The organism is Kordia sp., assembly GCF_022447245.1.
Taxonomy (GTDB): domain Bacteria; phylum Bacteroidota; class Bacteroidia; order Flavobacteriales; family Flavobacteriaceae; genus Kordia.
This window is the reverse complement of sequence record NZ_JAKVBC010000027.1, coordinates 51,755-75,209: the sequence shown is the minus strand read 5'-3', so window position 1 is coordinate 75,209 and position 23,455 is coordinate 51,755. Positions and strand designations below refer to the sequence as shown.

Below are 23,455 nucleotides of genomic sequence, written 5' to 3'. Positions count from 1 at the left end.
CTAAAATAGAGGGTACATATAAATTTCTTTTAAGATCACAAGCATCCTAAATAATTTTTTAGAAAAGCTTACACACAAAAAAACTCCTAAGGAAATTTTCTTAAGAGTTTTAAATTTTTAGAGGAATCGTAGATGAAGTTTTACTTCAAAAACTACTAGAGTAAATCAACATTTTTCAACGCTGTCTGAGGCTGTTAAAATAGTTTTACAATCTACTCCTGGAATAGAACATTCAACAGAATTAGCACATAATACATTCGAAGCTAAAGGATCGCCTCCTCCTATTGTATTATTCAGTTTAGATACATTGATTTTTTTTAATTTTAAATCCAGTTTTCTTTCTTTGTTCATGTTGGTATGTTTTGTTGATTCTTTTTAAATATAATCAGAAAACAAAATTCGATTGAAAATAAGTTGTCGTAATTTATAAATAACGACTAAATACAATATATAATCTACTGTTTTTCAAGCTCTTTTATAAAATACGAAGGATACAATCCTGTTTTTACCTTAAAGGCTTTAGAAAAGGATTCGGAACGTCTGAAACCTATTTCTTGGGCAATGGCTCCGATAGTGAATGATCTAAATTTTCGGTCAACCGATAATCTTTCTATGGCATAATTTACTCGTAAGTCAGTAATGTATGAAGTAAATGACTTTTCTTTGTATGTATTAATTACTTTAGAAAGATACGTTGTATTTGTTTGTATTTTTTTAGCTACTTCTACTAGAGTACTGTCTTGACTTAAAAACAATTCTTTGGCTTCAAATTCTTCTAAGTTTTTGAGAATTTCTGCTGTTTTTTCATCAATTTCAGGAGTTTCTTTAGTTTTAGCAATCGATTTTTTAGTAGTTGTCGTAGATTTTTGTGTTTTTTGTTCGCGCTTTTCTTGTTGGCGTTTCTCTTCTAGTTCTAGCATTAACTTATTGAATAGCTCTTTATTTTTTCGCTGTTGTTTTCGGTAGTAAATGACCAAACCAAAAATAATCAATAGTAATACTCCTATTCCTGCTGCATAATAATATTTTATGCGCTTTGATATTTTTTCTAAATCATTTATTTGTTCTTTTAAATTCCCCAATGCTTCTTGTACCATACGTGAATTTAAAATTGCACGTGTTTTATCATTTCTGGCATCAATTTCAAGCGTTTTTTTGTAGTATTTTGAACTTTTTTCAATTTCTCCAATAACCGAATACGAATCTGCTAAACCTGAATAAAGTCCTTGAATGCTCAAATAATCAATATCATTTTCTTCTAATAATTGCTCTCCTTCTAAGAATTCTTTTACCGCAAGTTCATGTTGGTTTTGTGCAGCATAATTTTTTCCTATATATAGTTTTAAAAACCTATCTGCTACTCTATCGCCTCCATAACTAGCTATCTGTTCTTTAGCTTTTATAAATAGTTCTGCTGCTTTTTGATAGTTTCCTTTATTAGATTCTAGTTCACCAAGCAGTATATTAAAATAAGCTTCAAGTTCAATATTATTTTTTTGTTGGTTTATAGCTATCCCATCTTCTACATACTTTGTAGCTTCTTCATGTCTACCTAAATCGATATACGCTTTTGCCATACCAAAATAGATTATCATTTTTTTATTTTTTAAGCTTTTATCATCTGAATCTGCAATTTGTTTTAGATTTTCAATGTATAAATCTAATGCTCCTAAATTGTCTCTTACTTGAATTTGAATAAGCGCAATATTATTTTTGGTTTCAATGAGCGCTTTTTTATTATTCATTTCTTTGGCGAGCTTGTAAGCTTCTAACAAACTTTCTAAAGCACTTTCATTTTTTCCACTGTAAAACAGATATACTCCTTTCTTTTTGTATGCTTCATATAATAATACATTATTATTTTGTAGTTCAGCATACTCAATTCCAATATCTAAAGATTTTGTGAATGCGTTTACATTTCCATGTTTATATTGCCAACTAGCAATGGTGAGATAGGTTTTTGCGACTACATTTTTATCCTTTGATGTCGTGTAATTATCTCGTAAGTAATTTATAACATTCGCAGCTCTGGTTGAATCTGGTATTCTATATTCATAGTAGGCATCTACAACTTTTTCAAAGGATATTTTTTGAAGTGAATCTTGAAAAGCCTTTATGTCTATATTAGGTTGATTTTGAGTAAATCCTATGCAAATAAAACAATAGATACTTATGCACATCATACAAATAACCCATTGTTTAAAATGAAATTTTAACATCATGTTTTGTTAGTGATTGTTGTTAAGTGGGAATACTCAAAAGTAACAAAATTAATAGCATTTGGTATAATGATTGTTGGATTTATATAACAAACGTCATGATTATGACACTCATTTTATAGCTTTTTTAAACTCCTGTTGTATTGAAAACGTACGCTCTTATATTTTTATTTTTTGTGTGTAATTTTTTTGCAATTGCACAAGATTATACCTCTGTTGATAAAGTAGTTGCAACATATCCAACAACATTTCAATCTATCGAAGAATTTGCCAATCGTATTGAAAAGGATTTTTCCAATGACGCTGATAAAGTCCGAGCTGCATACTATTGGATAGCACATCATATTCAATATAATTTTAAAATATTAGGAACGAACAGCACAGGATATCCTAAAATAACGATTAAAGATTATGAAACTGAGGAAGCGTATCATTACAAATACAAAAAAAAGTATGCTTCTTACGCATTGCAATTTAAAGTAGCGGTTTGCGAAGGGTATTCACAACTACTTTTTTATGTATGCGAACAACTAGGAATTAAAGCGCATGTAGTTAAGGGAAATATATTAAAAACGAAGCATCGTTATGGTGTTATTCCTAAGCAAACTAACCATGCGTGGAATGCTGTCTTTTTTGATAATAAATGGAATTTGATTGATGCAACTTGGTCAACAGGAAATGAACGCGGGAAACCAAATCATGTAGATTTTCATGATACTTATTTTAGCATTCCTCCTGAAAAAATGATTTTAAATCATTTTCCAAAAGACCCAAAATGGCAATTGTTAAAAGTCAAAATGAGTAAAGATGCTTTTTATAAACAACCAATTCCATATGCACCATATTTAGCTCTAGATAATTCATTAGATAAAGATATTCGTGGGCAAATTACAGCAAAAGTAAATGGTTTTATCACATTACCATTTACACGTTTAGATATAAATCAAAAGTATTATTATGCATATTCAAAAGATCAGCGTTCTAAAAGGTTAACGTTTACAAAAGTGGGGAATAAATATGTTACAAAAATTCCTTTTAAGAAGACCAAAAAAGAGGTTCTTACAGTATACAACGGTAGAAAAGGCATGCTTAGTTTTCGAATTATTCCGAAGCGCTAATTATTATTTTGGAATGGTAAATATAAAGGTAGCACCTTGCCCTTCATCACTTTTTATATCGATTGTCCCTTCATTGCGTTCTATAATCTTTTTTACTAAAGCCAGCCCAATTCCAATGGCTTCTCCATCAGTATCGACTTGTAGCTTTTGAAAAAGTTCAAAGATTTTTCCGTGATATTTAGGGTGAATTCCTGGTCCGTTGTCTTTGATAAAAAATTTATGACGCAATTTATTTACTTCATAATCAATAAAAACTTCTATATTTTCTTTATCATTATGCTTGATGGCATTTTGAAGCAAATTTACAAACACTTGTTGCATTTGCGATTCGTTAAAAAAGAGTCTTGGTAATTTTCGTTTAATAGATATTGAAATGTGGTCTTCTGAAAGTGCGTTGACAATACGCTTAACAAGTGTATGTACGTTGATTTCTTTCATATCCTGATTGGGTTCAGCTTGTAGCGAATAATTCAAAATACCTTCTACCAACAAATCCATTTGCGTCACTTGATTTTTGATTTGTTGCAAACTTTTCATTGCCTCAGTATTCAACTGCTCATCTTCATCTTCGGAAAGCCAATCGGTTAGTGTATATATATTTCGTAAAGGACGTTTTAAATCGTTTGAGACTATATACGCGAATTCTTCTAAATCTTTATTTTTATCTAAAAGTTCCTTTGCACGAATCTCTAAATCTAGCGTGCGTTGCTTTACCGTATCTTCAAGACTTTCATTAAGGGCTTCCATTTTTTTTCGATACCGAATAAAGATACTCATCATCCAAAAAGAGCTTACAAAAATAGCCATGGTAGATAGCAATATTGCAATTTCTGAAATACTATCTAAATCTGAAAAATACACATGATAGGCTACGTGTAAAGTTTGTGTGGCACTATAAATTATGACTAAAATTCGATTGCTCAACAGCAACACCGAACCAAACAAAAAAACATACATCACAAGTAAAAGATCCAGTGAAAAGTTATTCAAATATGTGGCATACGTTACATAATGTTGAAAAAGCATTGTAACGCCAAACACAAACCAACCATAGTTTTTTAGGATGAATTTTGACTTAAAATTTACAGAAACACCAACAATTAAGAAGAGTATTGCAAAAATAATATTTCCATATAAAGGCAAGACAACATCCGGATGGTAATATTTCATAATTTCCAGATAGGCAAACGAACTTGGCGCACCAAGACAAAGCGTTATACAGCTATTCCTAATTTCAAAAGGTTCTAACGCTCCAAGGTTTTTAAGTACGCTTCTTATCATTGTAAAATTATGCCCTGTTTATAAAATCATTGTTCTGCTGCTGGAACTGTAAATATAAAAGTTGTTCCCTTTCCTAGTTCACTTTCAACAGTGATAGTACCTCCATTTCGTTCAATGATTTTCTTTACCAATGCCAACCCAATTCCTATGGAATCTATTTCTGATTTGACTTCGAGTTTTTGGAATAACTCAAAGATTTTTTTGTGATATTTTTCATTAATGCCAGGTCCATTATCGTGTATCGAAAATTGATGCCATTTTTGTGTTTGTTGATATTTGATATGAATTTCTACCAATTCTTTATCGTTATGTTTGATGGCATTTTGAATTAAATTTTGAAAAACTTGCAGCAATTGTGATTCGTTAAAAATAACTTTCGGTAGTTTTTGAGAAACATGAATTTTTAGAGTGTCACTAGCATTTACCTTCACAATTCTATCAACTAATACTTGTGCATCAACATTACTTACAGGTCGCTCTTTGTCCATTTGTAGCGAATAATTCAGAATTCCTTCTACCAATAAGTCCATTTGTGTAACTTGCTCTTTGATCAATCGCAAGCTTTGATTGGTTTCTTCATTAAATTGATATTCTGTATCGTCCGTAAGCCAATCCGTTAACGTGTATATATTTCGTAATGGGCGTTTTAAATCGTGTGAAACCACATAGGCAAATTCTTCTAAATCCTTATTTTTTCGAAGCAATTCTTTGGCTCTAGTTTCTAAATCTACTGTACGTTGTTGAATGCGTTTTTCTAACTCCACATTGATCGTTTCTAGTTTTTTTCTATAGCGAATCAATCCGTTCATCACCAAAAAAGAGAAAACAAAAATAGTGCTCATTGATACCAAAATGGCACTTTCCGACATGCTGTCTAAGTCGGAATAATAGACACGATATGATAAATGAAGTAACTGTGAAGCACTAAAAATAATGACCAATAAACGATTACTCAATAATAAAACAGCTCCAAAAATAAACACATACGTTACCAACAAATAATCTAAAGAAAAATTATTGAAAGCTGTAGTATAGGTGAGATAGAATTGAAATATCATTAGACTTGCAAACGTAATCCAACCGTAAATTTCGTCAAGGAATTTACTTTTGAAATACGGAATAATTCCCACCAATACAAACCATAGCGAAAATACTATTTCACCATGATATGGAACTTTGAGACCTGGATTATAATAAAACATAATCATCACATACATGAAAGTACTTGGACCTGCCAATAGAAATGTGATTCCGCTGTTTTTAATTTCAAAACGCTCAAGTCGCCCAATATCTTTGAGATATTTTAAAACTTTTTTCAACTGATTTATAAATAGGGTTTAATTTTTTAAAGTTATGGAAATGATTTTAAAATTGTATTCTTTCTAACAAAATATATGAGCACTGCATCACAAATAATGAAAAACCTATTTTATAATTCAGAAAAAGACTGTGATTTGAATTTTCTTGTTAATAATTATGCTTTTCTAACTAGACTTTTTTCAAATACCTGTATTTTTTCTTGATCGTCAAATGCTTTCAAATGTGTTTGTAATTTACTTATGATTTTTTCAGAAACATATACATTTTGTGATTTCATGGATAAGCTGTTCTAAATCTTTAGGATTTGGACTTGGCAATGTACTGTTAAATTACTCCATTACTTCAGCGCTAATCACAATTTTTCGATCGCCGTTCTCAATAACTGTAAAGTCATTATTATTCTTTCTACCTAGTAATCTTTTTATCAATGTAAGCATTGCAATTGTTTTACTGAGTTATTGTTTAATTAGGGTTGTTCTATACGTTTTCAAATGTAACTTATTTTATAGAATTCTATTTTCTCACAAAAAATGCACATCAAAAAAACAATTTCCATTTGCAGCATTCATATTTTTTATTTTACTTTGCATTTCAAAGTACTTTTAAAATGACATCATCAGACTATCTAGAAGACATCAGAGAAATTAGAAACCTTATGAATAAATCATCGCGATTTATTTCATTAAGCGGACTTTCAGGAATCATGGCAGGAATTTATGCGTTGGTTGGCGCATGGTTTGCGCGCGGCGAATTGATCAAAGCTTACGGAAAGCAACGTAATTTATACGAGGAAGGAACCTATGTTGCTGGAAACGACATCACCATCAAACTAATAACTATTGCTGCTATTGTTGTCTTTTTAGCTGTCGTCACAGGAATTATTTTAACACAGCGAAAAGCGCGTAAGAATGGCGAAAAGATATTTGATAAATCAGCCTTAAAATTACTTATCAATTTTTTGATTCCGTTGGTAACTGGAGGAATTTTCACTTTAGTCTTATTACAAAAAACTGCTGTAGGATTGGTAGCTCCGGCAACACTAATTTTCTACGGATTGGCTTGTGTAAATGCAAGTAAATATACACTCGGACATGTAAAATATTTAGGATATACCAATATCATTTTAGGACTTATATCTACACAATTTGTCGGATATGGTTTGTACTTTTGGGCTATTGGGTTTGGAGTTTTCCATATCATTTACGGAGGATTGATGTATATTCTTGTAGAACGAACAGCAAAATAATTGTGAGCATTATAAATAACATAAATAAAGCATTTGATCATCGAATTCGACTTGGCATTATGTCTGTATTGATGGTGAATGAATTTGCCGATTTTAAAACATTGAAAGAATTACTTTCGGTGACTGATGGAAATTTGGCAAGTCATACCAAAGCCCTTGAAAAAGTGGAATATATTAAGGTGGAAAAACAGTTTATCGGGCGAAAACCCAATACGCGTTACAGCGCAACACCTTTAGGGAAAATTGAGTTTAAAAAACATATAGACGCTCTGGAACAGTTGATCCGAAAAAGCGAATAATTTACTAATAACAACACTTACTAGATACATAGTAACATACTCTAAATGAACACAAATCATATTAAAATAATTACGGTTCTTTTTACCAATAATAGTGCTAGACTTTACTCCTAGCCATACATAAATATATTTTTTACCTATTTACTTTGAATTTCAAAGTACTTTTAAATATTAAAAAAATGGAAACACATCAAACTGAAAAAAACAACAAAAAGCTGTGGACTTGGCTTAAAACCTCTATCACAGCAAAATTCTTTATGACTGGCGCATTGACCTTATTGCTTATGATTCCGCTTTCGCTGATTCAAGATTTAATTACGGAACGAGAAATACGACAGCAAGACGTAGTTAGTGAGTTGAATGACAAATGGGGAAATGAAATTCTTTTGTACGGTCCTATTTTAAAGGTTCCGTACAAGGTATATCATGAAACTGCGGTGTATGAAGAAGCTACACAGCAAACCGTAACCAAAAAATCAGCAACGACACGATATGCATATTTTTTTCCAAAAACACTTGATATTAATGCTGATGTTAAAACTACTTCTAAGAAGCGTAACAATTTTGAAACAACCGTATTTACGACAGATATTGTAACTACGGGAAGCTTTGAAACTCCTGACTTCTCTTTGAAATCTATTCCCAATGAGGATATTGTTTGGGAAAAAGCTTCGCTGATAATTCGAACGACAAACTTAAAAGGCTTGAAGAGTGAAGTAAAACTTAGCATGAACGGCAATACATATAATTTTGAACCGTTACCTGCTGATCATTCACATATAGATACACTAGAAAGTTCTTTTCTGAGCTTGGAAGATTTGCCGACAACAACTACGCGTTCTTTTGATTTTAAATTGACATATAATGGTAGTAAAAGTATTCGTTTTATTCCCATTGGAAAGCTCACCAATGTGCAAATGACTTCTGATTGGAAACATCCAAAACATACAGGAAGTTTTATCACACAAAGCAAACGCACTACCGAAAACGGAGGATTTGAAGCCAATTGGAAATTACTGCACACCAATCGTTCTTTTTCACAACAGTACTTTAAAGTGCTTCCAAATTTAGATCAGTATGCGTTTGGAACTGATTTCATTATTCCGCTAGATGAATATCAACAAAGTGAACGCACGGCAAAATATGGCTTTTTAGTGATTGGTCTGACCTTTTTAGTCTTCTTCCTTATTCAAACATTAAGCAAAATTTCCATTCATCCATTTCAATATTTAATGATTGGATTGGCATTGGTGATGTTTTACACATTGCTTATTTCTATCTCTGAACACAGTAGTTTCTTTAAAGCCTATCTCATTGCTGGAACCGCCGTCATTGTAATGATTACTTTATACTCAAAATCCATCTTGAAAAATTGGAAATTCCCTGTATTGATTGGCATCACTTTAACCGCATTGTATAGTTTCATTTTTGTAATTATTCAACTGGAAAATTATGCATTATTGGTTGGAAGCATTGGCTTGTTTATCATCCTAGGAATTGTGATGTACGTATCGCGAAAAATAGATTGGGGCTTTGATATTACTGAGCCTGTGGTTGGGTAATTTACTTTGATTTTGTTGCTAGTTGCTGGATAAGTACTTCACTTTCTTTGTATTAAAAAAGGAGCAACTTTTAAACATATAAGCTTCGAACTGGTTGATTTGTCAATTTGATGATTTGGTGGCTTATAGTTTTCAACAGGTTACCAAAAACTCATAACCCATAACAAATCTAGTTAGTTAGTTTGGTGAGAAAACGATTCCTGACTTTTGGAATTCGAGTGCTAAAAAGCTCAGGTTTCGTTTTCATCCTTAAGTTTTAATTCAATTTTAATTTGATTCACAAACACATGAATATTCCATTCGTATATAATTTATTAAAAGCTGCAAAAATCACTGCAATTCTCAGTTTTTTAGGTGGTACTTTTTTACTGATTGTCTATTTCTATAACCAAGGTTCCATTGCTATTTTAAATTTAGGAATTTACTATACGCTACTTGCGTTATTAATCAATAGTATTTTATTTTTCACACTTTATATTACGCTCATTCATAGTAAGGTAAAGCGAAAAAAAATCTTCAGATCATTGATTTTAATGATTATTAATGTTCCTATCGGCTTGTGTTATGTTGGTGCTATAATTATGTATCATCTTCCTTAAACAGATATCATGAAAAAAATAATCGTTAGAATCAGTATTATTTTAGGACTCATTATTGCTTTGAAAGCTTGGTACAGTATGGCTTCTTTAGCAAGTTTACAATGGTTTCTGTATCCTATGATTCCTGTAATTGAGTTGTTTACCAATACTCCTTTTGAGTGGATTCCAGAAGTTGGTTTCAGCGCTTCATCAGGAATTATCATTGAAAAATCCTGTGCTGGCGGAAATTTCTTTATCATTTGCTTTGCATTTTTATGCTTCAGGTTGTGCAAATTTCAAAGAGTGCCTCATACGCTATTGCGCTTAGTTTTCTTAGGAATTTGCAGTTACCTCATCATGATTGTTGCCAATACTACGCGTATTATCAGTGCTATAAAACTTGCTGATTGGGAATGGACAAACGCCTTGATAGATCCAAAAACAGCACATTTAGTACTTGGAAGCATCTTATATATTTTCATCTTACTCCTTCTAAATCATTTTATTTCATCAAAATATGTTACCATTCAAACTACATAAATCTTACGGGTATTTTATTTCCTTAGTGCTGCTTCAATTATTCTTAGGTTGGCTTTTCTATACTGCTTTTAATTCTCCAAATGGAAACCTTTTCGATTTTACTGGAATTGCAATCTATTGGGGAACTTTTATTGTAGTTTCTTCGTTATTAATCCTGCTTGAAGTATTTGAACTTAGTAAAGCATGGATTCTTCCAGTTGCCATTATTATTTGCTATAGTACCTTTCTTTTTATATTGTATGAATCGTCCTTATTCATTCAAATACCACGAATGACAGCCTCTAGTGTGAATTATGAAATTATTCCGTTGTATTTGACAATTCCTGGAATGTTTCATGCATTGATTGATCTTATTTTTAAATATTTTAAACCTAAAGGATCCCGAATGGAAAATGCGCAAAATTTTGCATTATCTATTATCCTTCCACTACTTTTATATGTGCTTATTATGATTATTACTCCTTTATTTAAGGGAAATCGTAATAGCTATTTTAGGTTTGATACTTTTTTGATGAAAATTAGCATCTGCCTAGCAATTGCTACGTTTTTATTCTTCTTCTTTCGCTTTATTATAGGAAACCTCATTGGGAAAAATTTTAAACAATACAGCCCTTTGCTGGTATTGCTTTTTGGTTTTATTTTACCGTGCATCGGACTGGTCTTGAGTATTGATTTTGATTTTTTTGGTGACTTCAACTTCACAGGTATTCAAATTGCCATCTTAGTAAATGCGCTAGGTTTAGGATTACTTTTAAATAAGAATACTGTCTGGAATTTGGTTGGTTTTTTGATGGCTTCTTTCGGATTGCCAATCGTGTGTTATTTCTTCATTGTTTTTTTACCATACATTCCATTGTCATTTATTGCATTAATTTTTGCAGGTGCAGGAATATTGATGTTGACACCAAGCGTATTGATGTTATTACAATATCATATAATGAAACGACAGTTTTCAGTTATTGCTAAAAAATATGGTAAAAGACAAATTTTGATATGGAGCTTTGTATGCTTCTCCATATTACCATTAAGTTTTTTAGGTTTTTGTATGGATCATCGAAGCTACCTCAACGAAGTGCTTGCTGAAACAGATCAATTTGATGCTTCTGATAGAAATTATAAAGATTATAATGTTGAAAAGTTAGACTACATTTTAAAAGAAATGAATACGGGACTACGTCGACGCTCTATTGGAAGTAGTGAGGATCGATTGCCTTTGTTGTCTATTTTTTACGATTCGTATGTATTTGGAAACTTGAAAATTTCCAGAAAAAAGCACCGTGAATTAAAAAGTCTATTTTTTGGAGAAAATACAGCTTCTTGGAATCGATATATTCCGCCTCAAAAAGCGAATTCTGCGTTAACGTATACCTTTGAAACGGAATACATTCCTGAAGATGATTTTTACAAAACACAGGTACATTTATCCATTACTAATCTGGACAATCGTGATATGCGCGAATTTCGCAGTGAGTTTAAGTTGCCGAAAGATGTTTTTATTACCGATTATTATTTAGATATAGAAGGCAGAAGAACGTATGGAATTTTAGCCGAAAAAAAAGCTGCCAACTGGATTTATGAGCAAATTACTACACGTCGTCGCGATCCAGGTATTTTACAATATTTGTACGATGATGTACTATCCTTAAAAATCTTTCCTTTTGGAAAACAAGAAACACGTACCTCAGGATTTACGTTGTATCACAGAACTCCCGTACATTTTTCTTTAAATGAAACACCTATCAATATTGAGGTAAAACCTTTGGTACAACAGGTAACTCAATTGAGTGAGAATTCATTCTATATTCCATCTAGTATTAAGAAAGAATTGCCGAAAGTATCAAGACCTGTGGAATATTATTTTATAGTGGACAATACGGATAAAGGAGCGAAATTTAGAAAGCAATTTCAAGAAGATTTTAAAAGCTTAGCGAGCGATATTCAGAAAAAAGTAAAGGTATTGCATGTGGATGCAGATGTAAATTGGGGAACACCGACACGTCCGAAAGCAAGTGGATTTAATTATAAAAAAGCCTTAAAACAAATTCAATATTTGCATCGAGATCAAAAAAGTGTTCCGTATGTGATTGTGTATGCTCCTTATAAAAATAGACATAGTGGAAAGTATTTGTCTTTTGAGATCGATAAGGCATTTCCATACTATAATTTGGTGGAATGTTCGCATTGGAAGAAGGAATTGCCAGAGACGATAGATTTGTTAGAATTTTCCAGAAATGAACAATCGTATTTTATCCGCGATAACATTCAGCCTTCTTTAATTAGCTTGGACGAAACTGCAACCTTAGATCGTGATTTTTCAGGAAATCCATATTTGAATGCACTTCAATTGCGACTGTTTCACGATTTGAATGACCTGAATCCGAAACGCAAAAAAGAACATTGGTTGCATGCTTTACGCGAAAGTTTTTCTCAAAACATTCTTTCTCATAGTACTACGTTTATTTCGTTAGAAAATAGAGATCAGGAAGAACGTTTGCGCCAAAAGCAAGAAGCTATTATGAAAGCTAATTATACAGAAAACATGGCTACAGAATCACGTCGTATGAACGAACCTTATTTTTGGGTATTGCTTTTATTTTTGGGTATTGTAATGCTAAGACAGTATCGTTCACAAATCAAAAAACACACATCAATATGAAGTCGAAACCTTTAGAGTTAACACAATTTTTATTGCTCAATAGTTTATTTTGCTTGGCGCTGTATGTGCTGCGTATTTCTATCACTGGAAGCATATATTATGGTTTTTTGATTTGGAACCTATTTTTAGCCTATATTCCATACTTTATTTCTTTTGGAATATCTAAAACCCATTGGTTAAAAAGACAATCTTTAGTATTGATTGCTGTATTGGGAGTTTGGCTTTTGTTTTTACCCAATGCTCCATATTTAATTACCGATTTGATGCACTTGCAATACACAACAGTATCAAAACAATCATGGATTGATCCTTTTATGTTATTTGTATTTGCTTGGAATGGATTGTTTGTTGGGTTGTTATCTATGTATCATTTCTATGTAATTATATCCGAAAAGTGGAATCGAAAGCTTGCAAAACGTTTTATGTTTTTCATTGCTTTTTTATGTGGCTTTGGAATTTACTTGGGAAGATATTTACGTTGGAATTCGTGGGAGTTTTTTAGTGATCCTTTTAATTTACTTGCAGATTGCTTGTATAGTATTTACAGTCCTGTAGCTAGAGTGAAATCCTTAGGAATTACTTTAGGATTTGGTATTTTTCTATCTATTTTATTTTTACAAATAGTTTCATTTTTTAATACAAAAAAAAAATCTCGGAACTGCGATACTCTTTAATTTAAAATCTGATTTTTAGTTGCAATCATCTGACTCAAAAGATAATTACTTAATCAAATTAATTACAAAGTTGACAAATAAATTTACCATCTATGTTAATTTGCTTTTACATTTAATAGAATTCTTCCATTTGTAGAAATCACATATATTGGAATATATGTTGCCAAAAAAATATCCAAGAACATTTAAAAAATATGTAACGTAGTAAACGAAACCTGATGTAGTTATGATCGATGGCGTACTCAGAATCTGTTTAAATACGGTTTATTTAATAAATTAATTGAACAAACCTATAAAACACTAAAAAACATTAGAGTTCCAAAAGAATTGTAAAAAAATTAGAGCGTTCTATTTATTTTATCGTCAAATGTAGAATTGGAAAGATTATGAAGGCTTCGAAAGAAATTTCACAGTAATGGCTAATCGTTTTTCTTGAGTTTTCCATTGACGAACGTGTTCTTTTTTAACAATTTTCCTGCTTCATCATAACTTAACCATTCACCAATCCGAATTCCATTTTCGTAACTCCCAGTAAGTTGTATTTTCCCATTTGAATGATAAAATTTCCATAAACCATACTCTTTTCCATTTTTGTATTTTCCTTTAGCTTTTAGCTTTTCGTTTTCATGATATGCTGTCCACTCACCTGAAGGAATTCCTTTACTAAAATTTCCAATGCTCATCAACTTCCCACTCTCATAATATTTTTCCCATCTTCCCTGTAGTTTTCCATTTTCGTAATTCTCAATTCGATCTAACTGCCCTTTTTTAAGATAGTATTTCCATTTCCCTATTTGAGTTCCGTTTTTAAATTTCCCAATTTCATTTAACTTTCCATTCGAGTAGTACTTTTCATAGTCACCATTTATCCTTCCTTTTTCGTAATTTTCTATTCTTAATAATTGTCCACTTTCGTAATAGTATTTCCATTTCCCTGTTTGAAGTCTATTTTCGTAATTCCCTTTTGCAGATATTTGTCCATTTAACCAATATCTTTTCCATTCACCTGTTCGGTAACCTCTGTCAAGTTTTCCTGATTCGTATAATTTTCCTTGGGCATTGTAATATTCCCAATTACCATTTGCTGTTCCATAATTATAATTTCCTTTGGATTCTAATTTTCCATTTTCACGATAAAATCGCCATTCGCCTATTTCTATTCCTTTGTCATAGCTTCCTGAAGCCTTTAATTTTCCATTTTCATAATATTTTTTCCATGGGCCTGTTCGAAATCCTTTATCCAATTTTCCTGATGCTTTCAAATTACCATTTTCATGATAAAATTTTGAAATTTCTTGGGCTTGTGAAAATGCTATAAATAACATTCCAATAATCAATAATGATAAATTTTTATTCATGATTTGATATGTTTTTATGTTTAACAACGGTAATATATCTCAAAACTAACTAATTATGTTTCTAATTTACATCAAATTTTAAAATAAAACAGCTGTTTTATACTTCTTGATTCCTATTGAAATAACGATTTTGACTCGCTGATATTTCAATTTTCAACGCAAGAAAACTATTTAGGCTTAAAAATTGCTCAAAAAAGTATTTTCAAATCCTTTAATGAAGTTTCAAAAATATTCATAATTCTTTTAAGAAAGAAAATAAAAGCTATCAATCCAAATTCAACAAAAACTGATACAATTATTCTTTTGATAAAATAGAATCAAATCCCCATTCTCCTTTGATGATTCCGAAAGAGTATTTTGCAATAACTTGTCTTTTTTCGGGTGACTTCAATGGCCTATGTCAGTTTTGCATTTGCGTCAATCGAACTGACATCGTTCTGATGAACTAGTTCTGAGTACATATGTTGACACCAAGAAAGTTTGGCTTCCATTTCTCTAATTTTTTAATTTGAGAAACTATTATCAATTCAATAAGCATGTATGTGAACTCAATTTTAATTATTTTGGGTATTGCTTTTCTCTTTAGGTATCGTAATGCTAGATCAGTATCGTTTACGCATCAAAAAACAAACATCAATATGAAGTCTAAACCTTTAGAGTTAACAAAATTTTATTGCTCAATAGTCTATTTTGCTTTGCGCTGTATATGCTACACATTTCCATCACGGGAAGTTTACATTATGTTTTTTTGATTTAGAACTTATTTTTAGCCTATATTCCATGCTTTTTTCTTTGGGAATATCTAAAATACCCATTGGTTTAAAAACAGTCTTTTGTACTGATTGCCGTATTGGTAATTTGGCTTTTATTTTTGCCCAATGCTCCATATCTCATTACTAATTTAATGCACTTGCCATACACAAAAGTATCAAAACAATCATGGATTGATCGTTATTATCATCGTCTGGACTTAAATGTTTTAGTACTACATCTACTTGTCAATTGTGTGGCGTCCCATCTTCGCGAGTATAATTTCCAGCAAAAGATACTTCTGTTCCATTACTTAGGTTTACCATTGTTGCTTCTCCAGATGTAATTGTTGCAGCGACTTCTTCTAGCAACATGATTTCCATACGGTTTACATCCGTAGTAGATGGTGCTAGGGCTCTGGAACCTTTGATATATCCCATTTTTTCAGCAGTGATATACGCAAATTTTTCAAATACTTCTGAACTTGATGCGGTAAACGTACCAAATAGATCAGTGGTTGTTACAGTAGTTCCAATACGAATGGTTACTCCTTGAAGTGGATTGTTATTTTCATCAACGACACGCCCTAAAAAACATGCTGTTACGGATGAGCCAAAATTTTCTTCAAAGTTGATAGGGGTTAGGCGTTGCTCTTCTTCTGCAACTTGCTGTAGAATTACATTGTCATCATTTTTACAAGAAAACATACACAACAATAGCAAACAGCATAGAAGTTCTAGTGGTTTTTTCATCGGTTTTTGATTAGTTTATTTAAAAAGAAGACAACTAAACTTGATATTGTCTACCGATTAGTATTTATTCTCATATAGTTCAAAGCAACATAGGCATCTTCCAGAAGTATATTATGTATAAAAAAACTGTCTAAAATATTTTCAGACAGCTTTTACTTTATTTTAATGTTGTTTCATTACCTACATATGCTTGTATAATATGAACTAATGGATTGATTGTCTTTGTTATTAGAACAACCAAACCGATAAAACTTCGACAAATTACTTTTGTATCGTTTTTATTTTCCGTCTACGTAGTCTTGTAAATATGCATAGCGATCGGTTAGTTTTCCATCGCTTGTTGTCATTTTTGCTCTTGCCAATACTCCATCTTTATCTCCATTATAAAATGCAGGGATTACATGCTGTAAGAACATATCTCCAAAACCTTCACTAGCATCTTTTGGCAATTCACATGGTAAATTATCCACGGCCATCATTGTAATTGCATTTGGAGCATCAAACGCAACTTCTGATTCTGATTGTGGATCGTATCCATAGAATGGATCTGCAATTGTAGAAGGACGAATGGTACTTGCTACTGGACCGTCAATATCACAAGAAATATCGGCTACTACATTGATTTTAAAGTCAGGATGTTTGGCATCTTCTCGAGTAAATAAGAACGGAGCTCCATCACCATAAAAATGTCCTGCAATAAAGAAATCTGTTACCTCAGCATAAGGCATAAAGTTACTCTTGTAATCTCTAGGATCTTTATAAAATTCGTATTTATCACCAACTTTTCCGTCAATACGTACGTTGTATTCCATTACATCTATCATACAATATACAGGTTCTGAAAATTCAGTAGTTAAATACGTAGCGTCTGTAACTTCTTTGATTCCTAAGTGATCTAATATTTCTTTGGCTCCATAGGCAACTTTTCCAGTTCCTGAGAGTACAATTTTTATATTTGGAATCGTTATTTTGTCTAATTCTCTTTTTACTTCATCTAAATCGGCAAGTGTTTCTACTTTTGGCAGATTGAACAATTCGTCACGTAGTCCTAAAGCACGGAAGCCATTATATGCACCTACTAATCCAGCATAACGTCCAAATCCAATAAGGCGCCCTCCATTTTCTTTTGTAATTACCTCATGATCATACATTTCAATGTTTTTAGCCAGCATTGCTTGCAATAGTTTGCGATTGTACGGTTGTTTTTTAATAGTATGTGAAAAGTAAAAGTATTTTTTATTGGGTATCAAATGATCGATAGGTACTTCTTTTACTCCAATCATCACATCACAATCAGCTATATCATCAGTTACTTCAAATCCTTTTTCATCGTAAGCGTTATCAGCAATCACACGAATATCAGAAGATTCTACTTTAAATGTTGCTTCTGGAAATTGTCTTTTGGCTTCTGCAAGTTTCTCTGGTGAGAATACAACACGTCTGTCTGGTGGATTTTTACGTTCTTTGATGATAGCGAATTTCATAGGCGTTTTTCTTTTAATAATCAGTAATATTAACGACTGACACGATTTAGTTTGGTATATTTTTTGTTCTAAAATAGTAGTATTTGGAACAAAAAACACAAAACTATTAAAAATTGTGTTATTTTTGCTGTCCTTTTACGATTTAAAAAGTAAAAGTTCTTAAACATTTTGGGGTCGACTGGTTTTGACAGCGAGTCGAATTGAAGTGTAAGCACGTCGAGCGCTGAGACATAGCTCGTAAATCTCATATTTCACACTTTTTAAATGGCGAAAATAACTACGCTTTAGCTGCCTAATCCGAATTATAGTAAGATAAGCCACGTTTCCATAAGATGGAAAAGCTGAATATCTCCCAGTAGCCCTTGTTGATGGCGACCGATTTTGAGATACCATAAAAGTCAACATCGAAACTGTATAGCTTCGCTACAGTTTTTACAATTAAGAAGCTAAGCTAGTAGTGGGCGGTTTTTGGTCAGCTATTAGTCGAAAATAAAACAAGAACTAAGCGTGTAGAAAGCATTTGAATTGCTTGTTTGGACCCGAGTTCGATTCTCGGCGACTCCACTTCGAGAGAATTATCATAGAAATTATGGTAATTCTCTTTTTTATTTCCGATCAAATCCTTTGATATACTTAAGATTGTTAAAAATATAGAATTGATTCGAAAAGTTCGAAATTGATGATTTTTAAAGTCATACTCAATTCCTTCCGGAAACAACATATATTGAATTGCTCTTTTTACTTCAACATTGCCTAAAGCAGATAATGATAGTAGATTGAGTGCAAATTCCAATGCTAGTATTGAATCTGCAATGTATTTGCAAAAAAGCTACAAAAAATGATTTAGCTATATTCTAAATTACTTTCCTCATACATTTTTTGCTTCTATTCACGACTATATTTATATTTGAGAAAAAGCTTTTCATGCGCATTTTTCAAATATTTTTCCTCCTTATTTTTTTAGTGTTGAATTCTTGTTCAAAAACTACAAAAGAAACACACAAATACACCAATGCACTTGTCAATGAATCGAGCCCGTATTTGTTACAACATTCGCACAATCCTGTAGATTGGCAACCTTGGAGTGAGGAAATTCTAGCGAAAGCTGAAAAAGAACATAAACTTATCTTATTCTCTATTTGCTATGGTTCTTGCCATTGGTGCCATGTCATGGAAAAAGAAACCTTCAAAGATGAAACGGTCGCCAAATTCATGAACGAAAACTTTATCAATGTAAAAGTAGATCGTGAAGAACATCCTGATATTGACAAAACCTATATTAAAGCAGTGCAATTAATGACCGGAAATGCAGGCTGGCCATTAAACTGCATTACGCTTCCTAATGGCGAACCTGTTTGGGGCGGAACGTATTTTACCAAAGAAAACTGGATGAATTCTTTGAAACAAATTGTCAAAATTCACAAAGAAAATCCTGAAAAAACAGCCGAATTCGCTAAAGCACAAGTGCAACGCATAAACGCATTGCAAACTTTTGCTTCTGATACAGATGTAAATCTTTCAAAAATTTCTACAGATAGTATTATCAATACTTGGAAAAAACATTTTGATATGGATGCTGGTGGATTGAAAGAAAACGAAAAATTCCCAAGACCGAGCAATTACAATTTTCTACTTCGATATACAACAATTAAGAAAAGTGAAGCGCTAATGTTTCATGTGAATAAAACACTTAAAAATATTGCTAATCGTGGACTAGCGGATCATTTAGAAGGCGGATTTGCACGTTATACCACAGATAAAGATTGGAACATTCCGCATTTTGAAAAAATGCTGTACGACAATGCGCAATTGATTTCTTTGTTTTCATCTGCGTATCAAATTCACAAAAATGACACTTATAAAAATGCAGTATACCAAACACTCAATTTTGTTGAAAAACAACTAACTCGCAAAGATCATTTATTATATGCGTCATTAAATGCAGATAGTAGAAATGAAAAAGGTGAAATGGAAGAAGGTGCATATTATGTTTGGGAGAAAGAAGAATTAAAAGAATTGATCAAAGAAGATTTTGCATTGTTTGCTGATTATTTCGGAATTGATCAAACTCAAACTACTGAAGAAGGAAAACATGTATTAATTAAGAAACATGTAGATGCTGATTTTATTAAGAAATATGAGTTATCGCTTTCAGAATTACATGAAAAAGTAACGCAATGGAAAACGATTCTTTTAAAAGAAAGAAAACATAGAGTAGCTCCTGAAACAGATACCAAAGTGATTACTTCTTGGAATGCTTTGATGTTAAAAGCCTATGTAGATGCATACAAGGTTTTTGGAGATGAAAATCTTAAAACAAAAGCTATTCATACAGCAAATTCAATCAAAAAGAAGTTAGTCAAAAATGATTGGAACTTGCTTCGAAGCTTAGAAAATGAAAATCTAAAAGGATACTTAGAAGATTATGCCTACTTAATAGATGCGTATCTAGCGGTATACCAAATTACATTTGATGAACAATGGCTACACCATGCGAAGTCATTAACCGAATATACACTTGCTCATTTTTACGATTCTGAAAAGGAACTTTTTGCTTTTTCAGAAACTTCAGACACAGCATTAAACTTTAAGGAAATTGATGTAGAAGATGGTGTCATGCCTTCTGGAAACGCTGTCATGAGTCATAATTTATTTCAACTAGGACATTATTTTGGAAACGAAGATTTCTTATCGAAAAGTAAAAAAATGTTACAACGTGTATTGCCCGATGCGATTACGTATCCATATTTACATGCCAACTGGTTACAATTATACTTGAATATATCAAAACCCTATTACGAAGTTGTTATAAATGGGAAAGACGCCATTGCGAAAGCTAAAGAATTACATCAAAACTTTTTACCTAATATTATTCTTTGCGGAAGTACAACAGAAAGTACATTGCCGTTGCTTCAAAATCGTTTTTATGAAGACAAAACTTTGATTTATGTATGTGTAAATAGAGCTTGTAAATTACCCACAGAAAGCGTTTCGAAAGCAATTTCTTTGATGAAAAACTAACGGACTTATTAATGAATCCTCCAAAATTTATACTACCCGTTATCGTCTTATCTCAGTTCTTTTGTACCTCATTATGGTTTGCAGGAAATGGTGTTATGCATGAATTGAAACTACATTTTTTATTGCAAGAAAGTGCGTTAGGACAACTAACTTCCATACTTCAATTTGGCTTTATTACAGGAACACTCATTTTTGCCATTTTATCAGTGGCAGATCGTTTTTCGCCCTCCAAAGTTTTCTTTATGTGTGCATTGTTTGGTGCGCTGTTCAACATATTACTTATTTGGGAAGGAAACAACTATGTAAGTATTCTTGTATTTCGCTTTTTTACAGGTTTTTTCTTAGCAGGAATTTACCCAGTGGGAATGAAAATAGCTGCTGATTATTATGAGAAAGGTCTTGGGAAATCACTTGGTTTCTTAGTTGGTGCTTTGGTCATTGGAACTGCTTTTCCACATTTACTCAAAGAAATTAAAGGAAATCTTTCTTGGGAATTTGTATTGATTGCTACTTCTTCTTTAGCTACTTTAGGAGGAATTTTAATGCTTTGTTTTGTTCCAAATGGTCCGTTTAGAAAGCCTTCACAAAAGATAAATCTTGCTGCGATTCCTACTATTTTTAAACAACAAAATTTTAGAACAGCTGCTTTTGGTTATTTTGGACACATGTGGGAGTTGTATGCGTTCTGGGCATTTGTTCCACTAATACTTCAAATGTACGGTAAATTACATCCTGAAACTTCGTTTAATGTTCCCATATTGTCATTCACAATTATAGGAATTGGTGGCTTTGCCTGTGTATTTAGCGGTTATATTGCACAAAAAATAGGCGTAAAACGAGTCGCTTTTATAGCCTTGTTATTGTCTTGTATCTGCTGTTTGATTTCTCCGATACTATTTATGGTCAATTCTCCTAGTGTATTTATTTTCTTTTTACTTTTTTGGGGAATGGTCGTCATTGCAGATTCGCCACTTTTTTCAACCTTAGTTGCCAAAAACGCTCCGGTAGAACTAAAAGGCACAGCATTGACTATTGTCAACTGTATTGGTTACTTTATTTCCATAATTAGCATTCTACTGATTGATACCTTAAGAACAACTACAAACTCAGCAACAATCTTTGCAATGTTAGTTTTAGGACCAATACTAGGTTTGCTGGCGCTTTCAAAAAACTAAAAACTAAAGTAGTTTACTTTATAGCATTCTTAACTGCACGACTTTCTGCTAAAATAGCTTCAATCTCTTTCATCTTTTTTGATGTTAACGGATAAAACCACAAAGCAACTACTCCTACAAGGACAAATACAGCTGGTACAATACTCATGTTTAGCTTGATCCCTTCTAACATTTCTGAAGTTTTCACTGCTGCTTCTCCATCGTAATTATACCAATTTAGAATCATTAATGTGAGGAATCCTGCCATTCCACCTCCAAATTTCATCGCAAAAGTTCCTGCAGAAAATACCAATCCTGTTGCACGACGTCCGTTTTTGTATTCCGAGTAATCGGCAGCATCGCCTAACATAGCAAAGAACAATACAGGCATCAAACCTGCTCCAAATTCAGAGATAATTCCCAAAATAAAAATTGTTCCAACCTGATTTGGTTCTAGCCAATACATAGCGCCTGCTGTAATTGCAGAAAACAAAATACTCAAAATAAACAGCTTTACTTTTCCAAATTTTTGTGTTAGTGCGGGAGCAAATATGGTAGAGATCATTGAGATAACGAGTAATGATAACAAATACAATCCTGCCAGGCCATTTTTTCCGCCCCAAGCAGTCAGACTTCCAAATAAATTTCCTTCATCATTTACATAATGTGAAAAATAATACATGGTCGCACTTTGCTTAATCACATTGTAGGTTACAAATACAAAACCGATAAATAATAAAATGAACCATGCTTTGTTTTTTATCAAGTCTTTATAATCTTCCTTTATATCGTTTGTTACTAAGGCTGGTATACGTTCGCGTGTTGTATAAAATGTAATTAATGAAAATCCCGCTAAAATAAAAGCCAATACATACATCGTATATTGATAGCCTAAATCTTCATTGCCATTTCCTAAATAATCTACCAAAGCAATAACACCAATCGTCGCAATAACTCCACCAAAATATGCACCAAAGAAACGATAGGAAGAAAGTTCAGTACGTTCTTTTACATCACTTGTCATAACGCCCATTAACGCTGAGTATGGAACATTATTAGCGGTATATGTGAGTGTATAAAATATAGAAGTTCCATACGCCCAAATAATCTTTCCTGTCAAACCTAAATCGGGTGTAGTAAATTGCAATACGAGTGCAACTCCAAACGGTAAAGCTGTCCACAACAACCACGGGCGAAACTTTCCATATTTACTTTTGGTACGATCTGCAATGTTTCCCATGATCAAGTCCGTTACACCATCTCCCAAACGAATTACAAATAAAAGTGTCGCAGCTACAGCCGCTTCTAAACCAAAAACATCTGTATAGAAGATTGGTAAAAAAGGACCGATAGTTCGCCATGCAATATTTGCTGCCGTATCACCTAATGCGTATCCTATTTTTTCTTTAACGGTTAATTTAGTTTGTGTTGACATATAAAGTC

At 32.3% G+C, this 23,455-nt stretch carries 20 protein-coding genes and 1 other RNA gene; 12 read left to right on the top strand and 9 right to left on the bottom strand.

Translation table 11 applies throughout. The features are described from left to right. Positions 1–165: 165 nt before the first annotated feature. Together MK119_RS17145 and MK119_RS17140 are read right to left on the bottom strand one after the other, a co-directional pair. The gene (locus MK119_RS17145) at positions 166–351 is read right to left on the bottom strand and encodes a hypothetical protein (protein ID WP_290681161.1); all 186 of its coding nucleotides are present in this window, start codon (positions 349–351) and stop codon (positions 166–168) included. A 104-nt stretch (positions 352–455) separates the two neighbouring features. Continuing rightward, positions 456–2,183, bottom strand: coding sequence for a helix-turn-helix domain-containing protein (locus MK119_RS17140; protein ID WP_290681158.1), 1,728 nt, complete (start codon positions 2,181–2,183; stop codon positions 456–458). A 179-nt stretch (positions 2,184–2,362) separates the two neighbouring features. Between MK119_RS17140 and MK119_RS17135 the strand changes: the two genes are divergently transcribed. Next, the gene (locus MK119_RS17135) at positions 2,363–3,337 is read left to right on the top strand and encodes a transglutaminase domain-containing protein (RefSeq protein WP_290681155.1); all 975 of its coding nucleotides are present in this window, start codon (positions 2,363–2,365) and stop codon (positions 3,335–3,337) included. Between the two features lie 3 nt (positions 3,338–3,340). Here MK119_RS17135 and MK119_RS17130 read toward each other — a convergent pair whose 3' ends face one another. From MK119_RS17130 to MK119_RS17120, 3 genes are all read right to left on the bottom strand, one after another. Continuing rightward, a complete protein-coding gene (locus tag MK119_RS17130; protein ID WP_290681152.1) occupies positions 3,341–4,618 on the bottom strand; it encodes an ATP-binding protein in 1,278 nt (425 codons plus the stop codon). 26 nt (positions 4,619–4,644) lie between these two features. Next, positions 4,645–5,937, bottom strand: a complete 1,293-nt coding sequence (locus MK119_RS17125; protein WP_290681149.1) for an ATP-binding protein — start codon at positions 5,935–5,937, stop codon at positions 4,645–4,647. Positions 5,938–6,092: 155 nt separating this feature from the next. Continuing rightward, complete coding sequence (locus MK119_RS17120) at positions 6,093–6,215, bottom strand: hypothetical protein (RefSeq protein ID WP_290681147.1); 123 nt, start codon at positions 6,213–6,215, stop codon at positions 6,093–6,095. 330 nt (positions 6,216–6,545) lie between these two features. Here MK119_RS17120 and MK119_RS17115 point away from each other — a divergent pair, with 330 nt between their 5' ends. The 7 genes from MK119_RS17115 to MK119_RS17085 all read left to right on the top strand — a co-directional run bounded on the left by MK119_RS17115 (position 6,546) and on the right by MK119_RS17085 (position 13,493). Continuing rightward, positions 6,546–7,184: a hypothetical protein gene (locus tag MK119_RS17115; protein WP_290681144.1), complete on the top strand. Its 639-nt coding sequence runs from the start codon at positions 6,546–6,548 to the stop codon at positions 7,182–7,184. 2 nt (positions 7,185–7,186) lie between these two features. Continuing rightward, on the top strand, positions 7,187–7,483 hold the full coding sequence (locus MK119_RS17110; protein ID WP_290681142.1) for a transcriptional regulator: 297 nt from the start codon (positions 7,187–7,189) through the stop codon (positions 7,481–7,483). 179 nt (positions 7,484–7,662) lie between these two features. Next, a complete protein-coding gene (gene creD, locus MK119_RS17105) occupies positions 7,663–9,045 on the top strand; it encodes a cell envelope integrity protein CreD (RefSeq protein WP_290681139.1) in 1,383 nt (460 codons plus the stop codon). 287 nt (positions 9,046–9,332) lie between these two features. After that, positions 9,333–9,644, top strand: coding sequence for a hypothetical protein (locus MK119_RS17100; protein ID WP_290681136.1), 312 nt, complete (start codon positions 9,333–9,335; stop codon positions 9,642–9,644). Positions 9,645–9,653: 9 nt separating this feature from the next. Beyond that, a complete protein-coding gene (xrtK, locus tag MK119_RS17095) occupies positions 9,654–10,163 on the top strand; it encodes an exosortase K (protein ID WP_290681134.1) in 510 nt (169 codons plus the stop codon). Continuing rightward, positions 10,141–12,819 carry an MSEP-CTERM sorting domain-containing protein gene (locus tag MK119_RS17090; RefSeq protein ID WP_290681132.1) on the top strand — a complete coding sequence of 893 codons (2,679 nt, stop codon included), beginning with the start codon at positions 10,141–10,143 and terminating at the stop codon, positions 12,817–12,819. Before xrtK ends, MK119_RS17090 begins: the two co-directional genes overlap by 23 nt. After that, positions 12,816–13,493: a DUF1361 domain-containing protein gene (locus MK119_RS17085; protein WP_290681130.1), complete on the top strand. Its 678-nt coding sequence runs from the start codon at positions 12,816–12,818 to the stop codon at positions 13,491–13,493. Before MK119_RS17090 ends, MK119_RS17085 begins: the two co-directional genes overlap by 4 nt. Before the next feature lie 419 nt (positions 13,494–13,912). On the opposite strand, the gene MK119_RS17080 is transcribed toward MK119_RS17085, so the two are convergent. Next, complete coding sequence (locus MK119_RS17080; RefSeq protein WP_290681127.1) at positions 13,913–14,851, bottom strand: toxin-antitoxin system YwqK family antitoxin; 939 nt, start codon at positions 14,849–14,851, stop codon at positions 13,913–13,915. A gap of 850 nt (positions 14,852–15,701) precedes the next feature. Between MK119_RS17080 and MK119_RS24385 the strand changes: the two genes are divergently transcribed. Further along, positions 15,702–15,947, top strand: coding sequence for a DUF1361 domain-containing protein (locus MK119_RS24385; protein WP_366512837.1), 246 nt, complete (start codon positions 15,702–15,704; stop codon positions 15,945–15,947). Here MK119_RS24385 and MK119_RS17075 read toward each other — a convergent pair. Both MK119_RS17075 and MK119_RS17070 read right to left on the bottom strand, forming a co-directional pair. Next, positions 15,850–16,353: a hypothetical protein gene (locus tag MK119_RS17075; RefSeq protein ID WP_290681125.1), complete on the bottom strand. Its 504-nt coding sequence runs from the start codon at positions 16,351–16,353 to the stop codon at positions 15,850–15,852. The genes MK119_RS24385 and MK119_RS17075 overlap by 98 nt on opposite strands. Before the next feature lie 278 nt (positions 16,354–16,631). Beyond that, on the bottom strand, positions 16,632–17,837 hold the full coding sequence (locus MK119_RS17070) for an NAD(P)-dependent oxidoreductase (protein WP_290681122.1): 1,206 nt from the start codon (positions 17,835–17,837) through the stop codon (positions 16,632–16,634). Between the two features lie 170 nt (positions 17,838–18,007). On the opposite strand from MK119_RS17070, the gene ssrA reads away from it, so the two are divergent. The 3 genes from ssrA (at position 18,008) to MK119_RS17055 (ending at position 22,033) form a co-directional block, all read left to right on the top strand. Further along, positions 18,008–18,404, top strand: a transfer-messenger RNA (tmRNA) gene (gene ssrA, locus MK119_RS17065). A gap of 357 nt (positions 18,405–18,761) precedes the next feature. Next, a complete protein-coding gene (locus MK119_RS17060; protein WP_290681119.1) occupies positions 18,762–20,858 on the top strand; it encodes a thioredoxin domain-containing protein in 2,097 nt (698 codons plus the stop codon). 11 nt (positions 20,859–20,869) lie between these two features. Next, on the top strand, positions 20,870–22,033 hold the full coding sequence (locus tag MK119_RS17055) for an MFS transporter (RefSeq protein ID WP_290681116.1): 1,164 nt from the start codon (positions 20,870–20,872) through the stop codon (positions 22,031–22,033). Positions 22,034–22,046: 13 nt separating this feature from the next. On the opposite strand, the gene MK119_RS17050 is transcribed toward MK119_RS17055, so the two are convergent. Then, on the bottom strand, positions 22,047–23,447 hold the full coding sequence (locus MK119_RS17050) for an MFS transporter (RefSeq protein ID WP_290681113.1): 1,401 nt from the start codon (positions 23,445–23,447) through the stop codon (positions 22,047–22,049). Between the last annotated feature and the right edge of the window lie 8 nt (positions 23,448–23,455).

Coding starts and splice junctions, on each gene's coding strand:
- MK119_RS17145 (WP_290681161.1), bottom strand. CDS start 351: ATGAACAAAGAAAGAAAACTGGATTTAAAATTAAAAAAAATCAATGTA.
- MK119_RS17140 (WP_290681158.1), bottom strand. CDS start 2,183: ATGATGTGCATAAGTATCTATTGTTTTATTTGCATAGGATTTACTCAA.
- MK119_RS17130 (WP_290681152.1), bottom strand. CDS start 4,618: ATGATAAGAAGCGTACTTAAAAACCTTGGAGCGTTAGAACCTTTTGAA.
- MK119_RS17120 (WP_290681147.1), bottom strand. CDS start 6,215: ATGAAATCACAAAATGTATATGTTTCTGAAAAAATCATAAGTAAATTA.
- MK119_RS17115 (WP_290681144.1), top strand. CDS start 6,546: ATGACATCATCAGACTATCTAGAAGACATCAGAGAAATTAGAAACCTT.
- creD (WP_290681139.1), top strand. CDS start 7,663: ATGGAAACACATCAAACTGAAAAAAACAACAAAAAGCTGTGGACTTGG.
- MK119_RS17100 (WP_290681136.1), top strand. CDS start 9,333: ATGAATATTCCATTCGTATATAATTTATTAAAAGCTGCAAAAATCACT.
- xrtK (WP_290681134.1), top strand. CDS start 9,654: ATGAAAAAAATAATCGTTAGAATCAGTATTATTTTAGGACTCATTATT.
- MK119_RS17090 (WP_290681132.1), top strand. CDS start 10,141: ATGTTACCATTCAAACTACATAAATCTTACGGGTATTTTATTTCCTTA.
- MK119_RS17085 (WP_290681130.1), top strand. CDS start 12,816: ATGAAGTCGAAACCTTTAGAGTTAACACAATTTTTATTGCTCAATAGT.
- MK119_RS17080 (WP_290681127.1), bottom strand. CDS start 14,851: ATGAATAAAAATTTATCATTATTGATTATTGGAATGTTATTTATAGCA.
- MK119_RS17075 (WP_290681125.1), bottom strand. CDS start 16,353: ATGAAAAAACCACTAGAACTTCTATGCTGTTTGCTATTGTTGTGTATG.
- MK119_RS17070 (WP_290681122.1), bottom strand. CDS start 17,837: ATGAAATTCGCTATCATCAAAGAACGTAAAAATCCACCAGACAGACGT.
- MK119_RS17060 (WP_290681119.1), top strand. CDS start 18,762: ATGCGCATTTTTCAAATATTTTTCCTCCTTATTTTTTTAGTGTTGAAT.
- MK119_RS17055 (WP_290681116.1), top strand. CDS start 20,870: ATGAATCCTCCAAAATTTATACTACCCGTTATCGTCTTATCTCAGTTC.
- MK119_RS17050 (WP_290681113.1), bottom strand. CDS start 23,447: ATGTCAACACAAACTAAATTAACCGTTAAAGAAAAAATAGGATACGCA.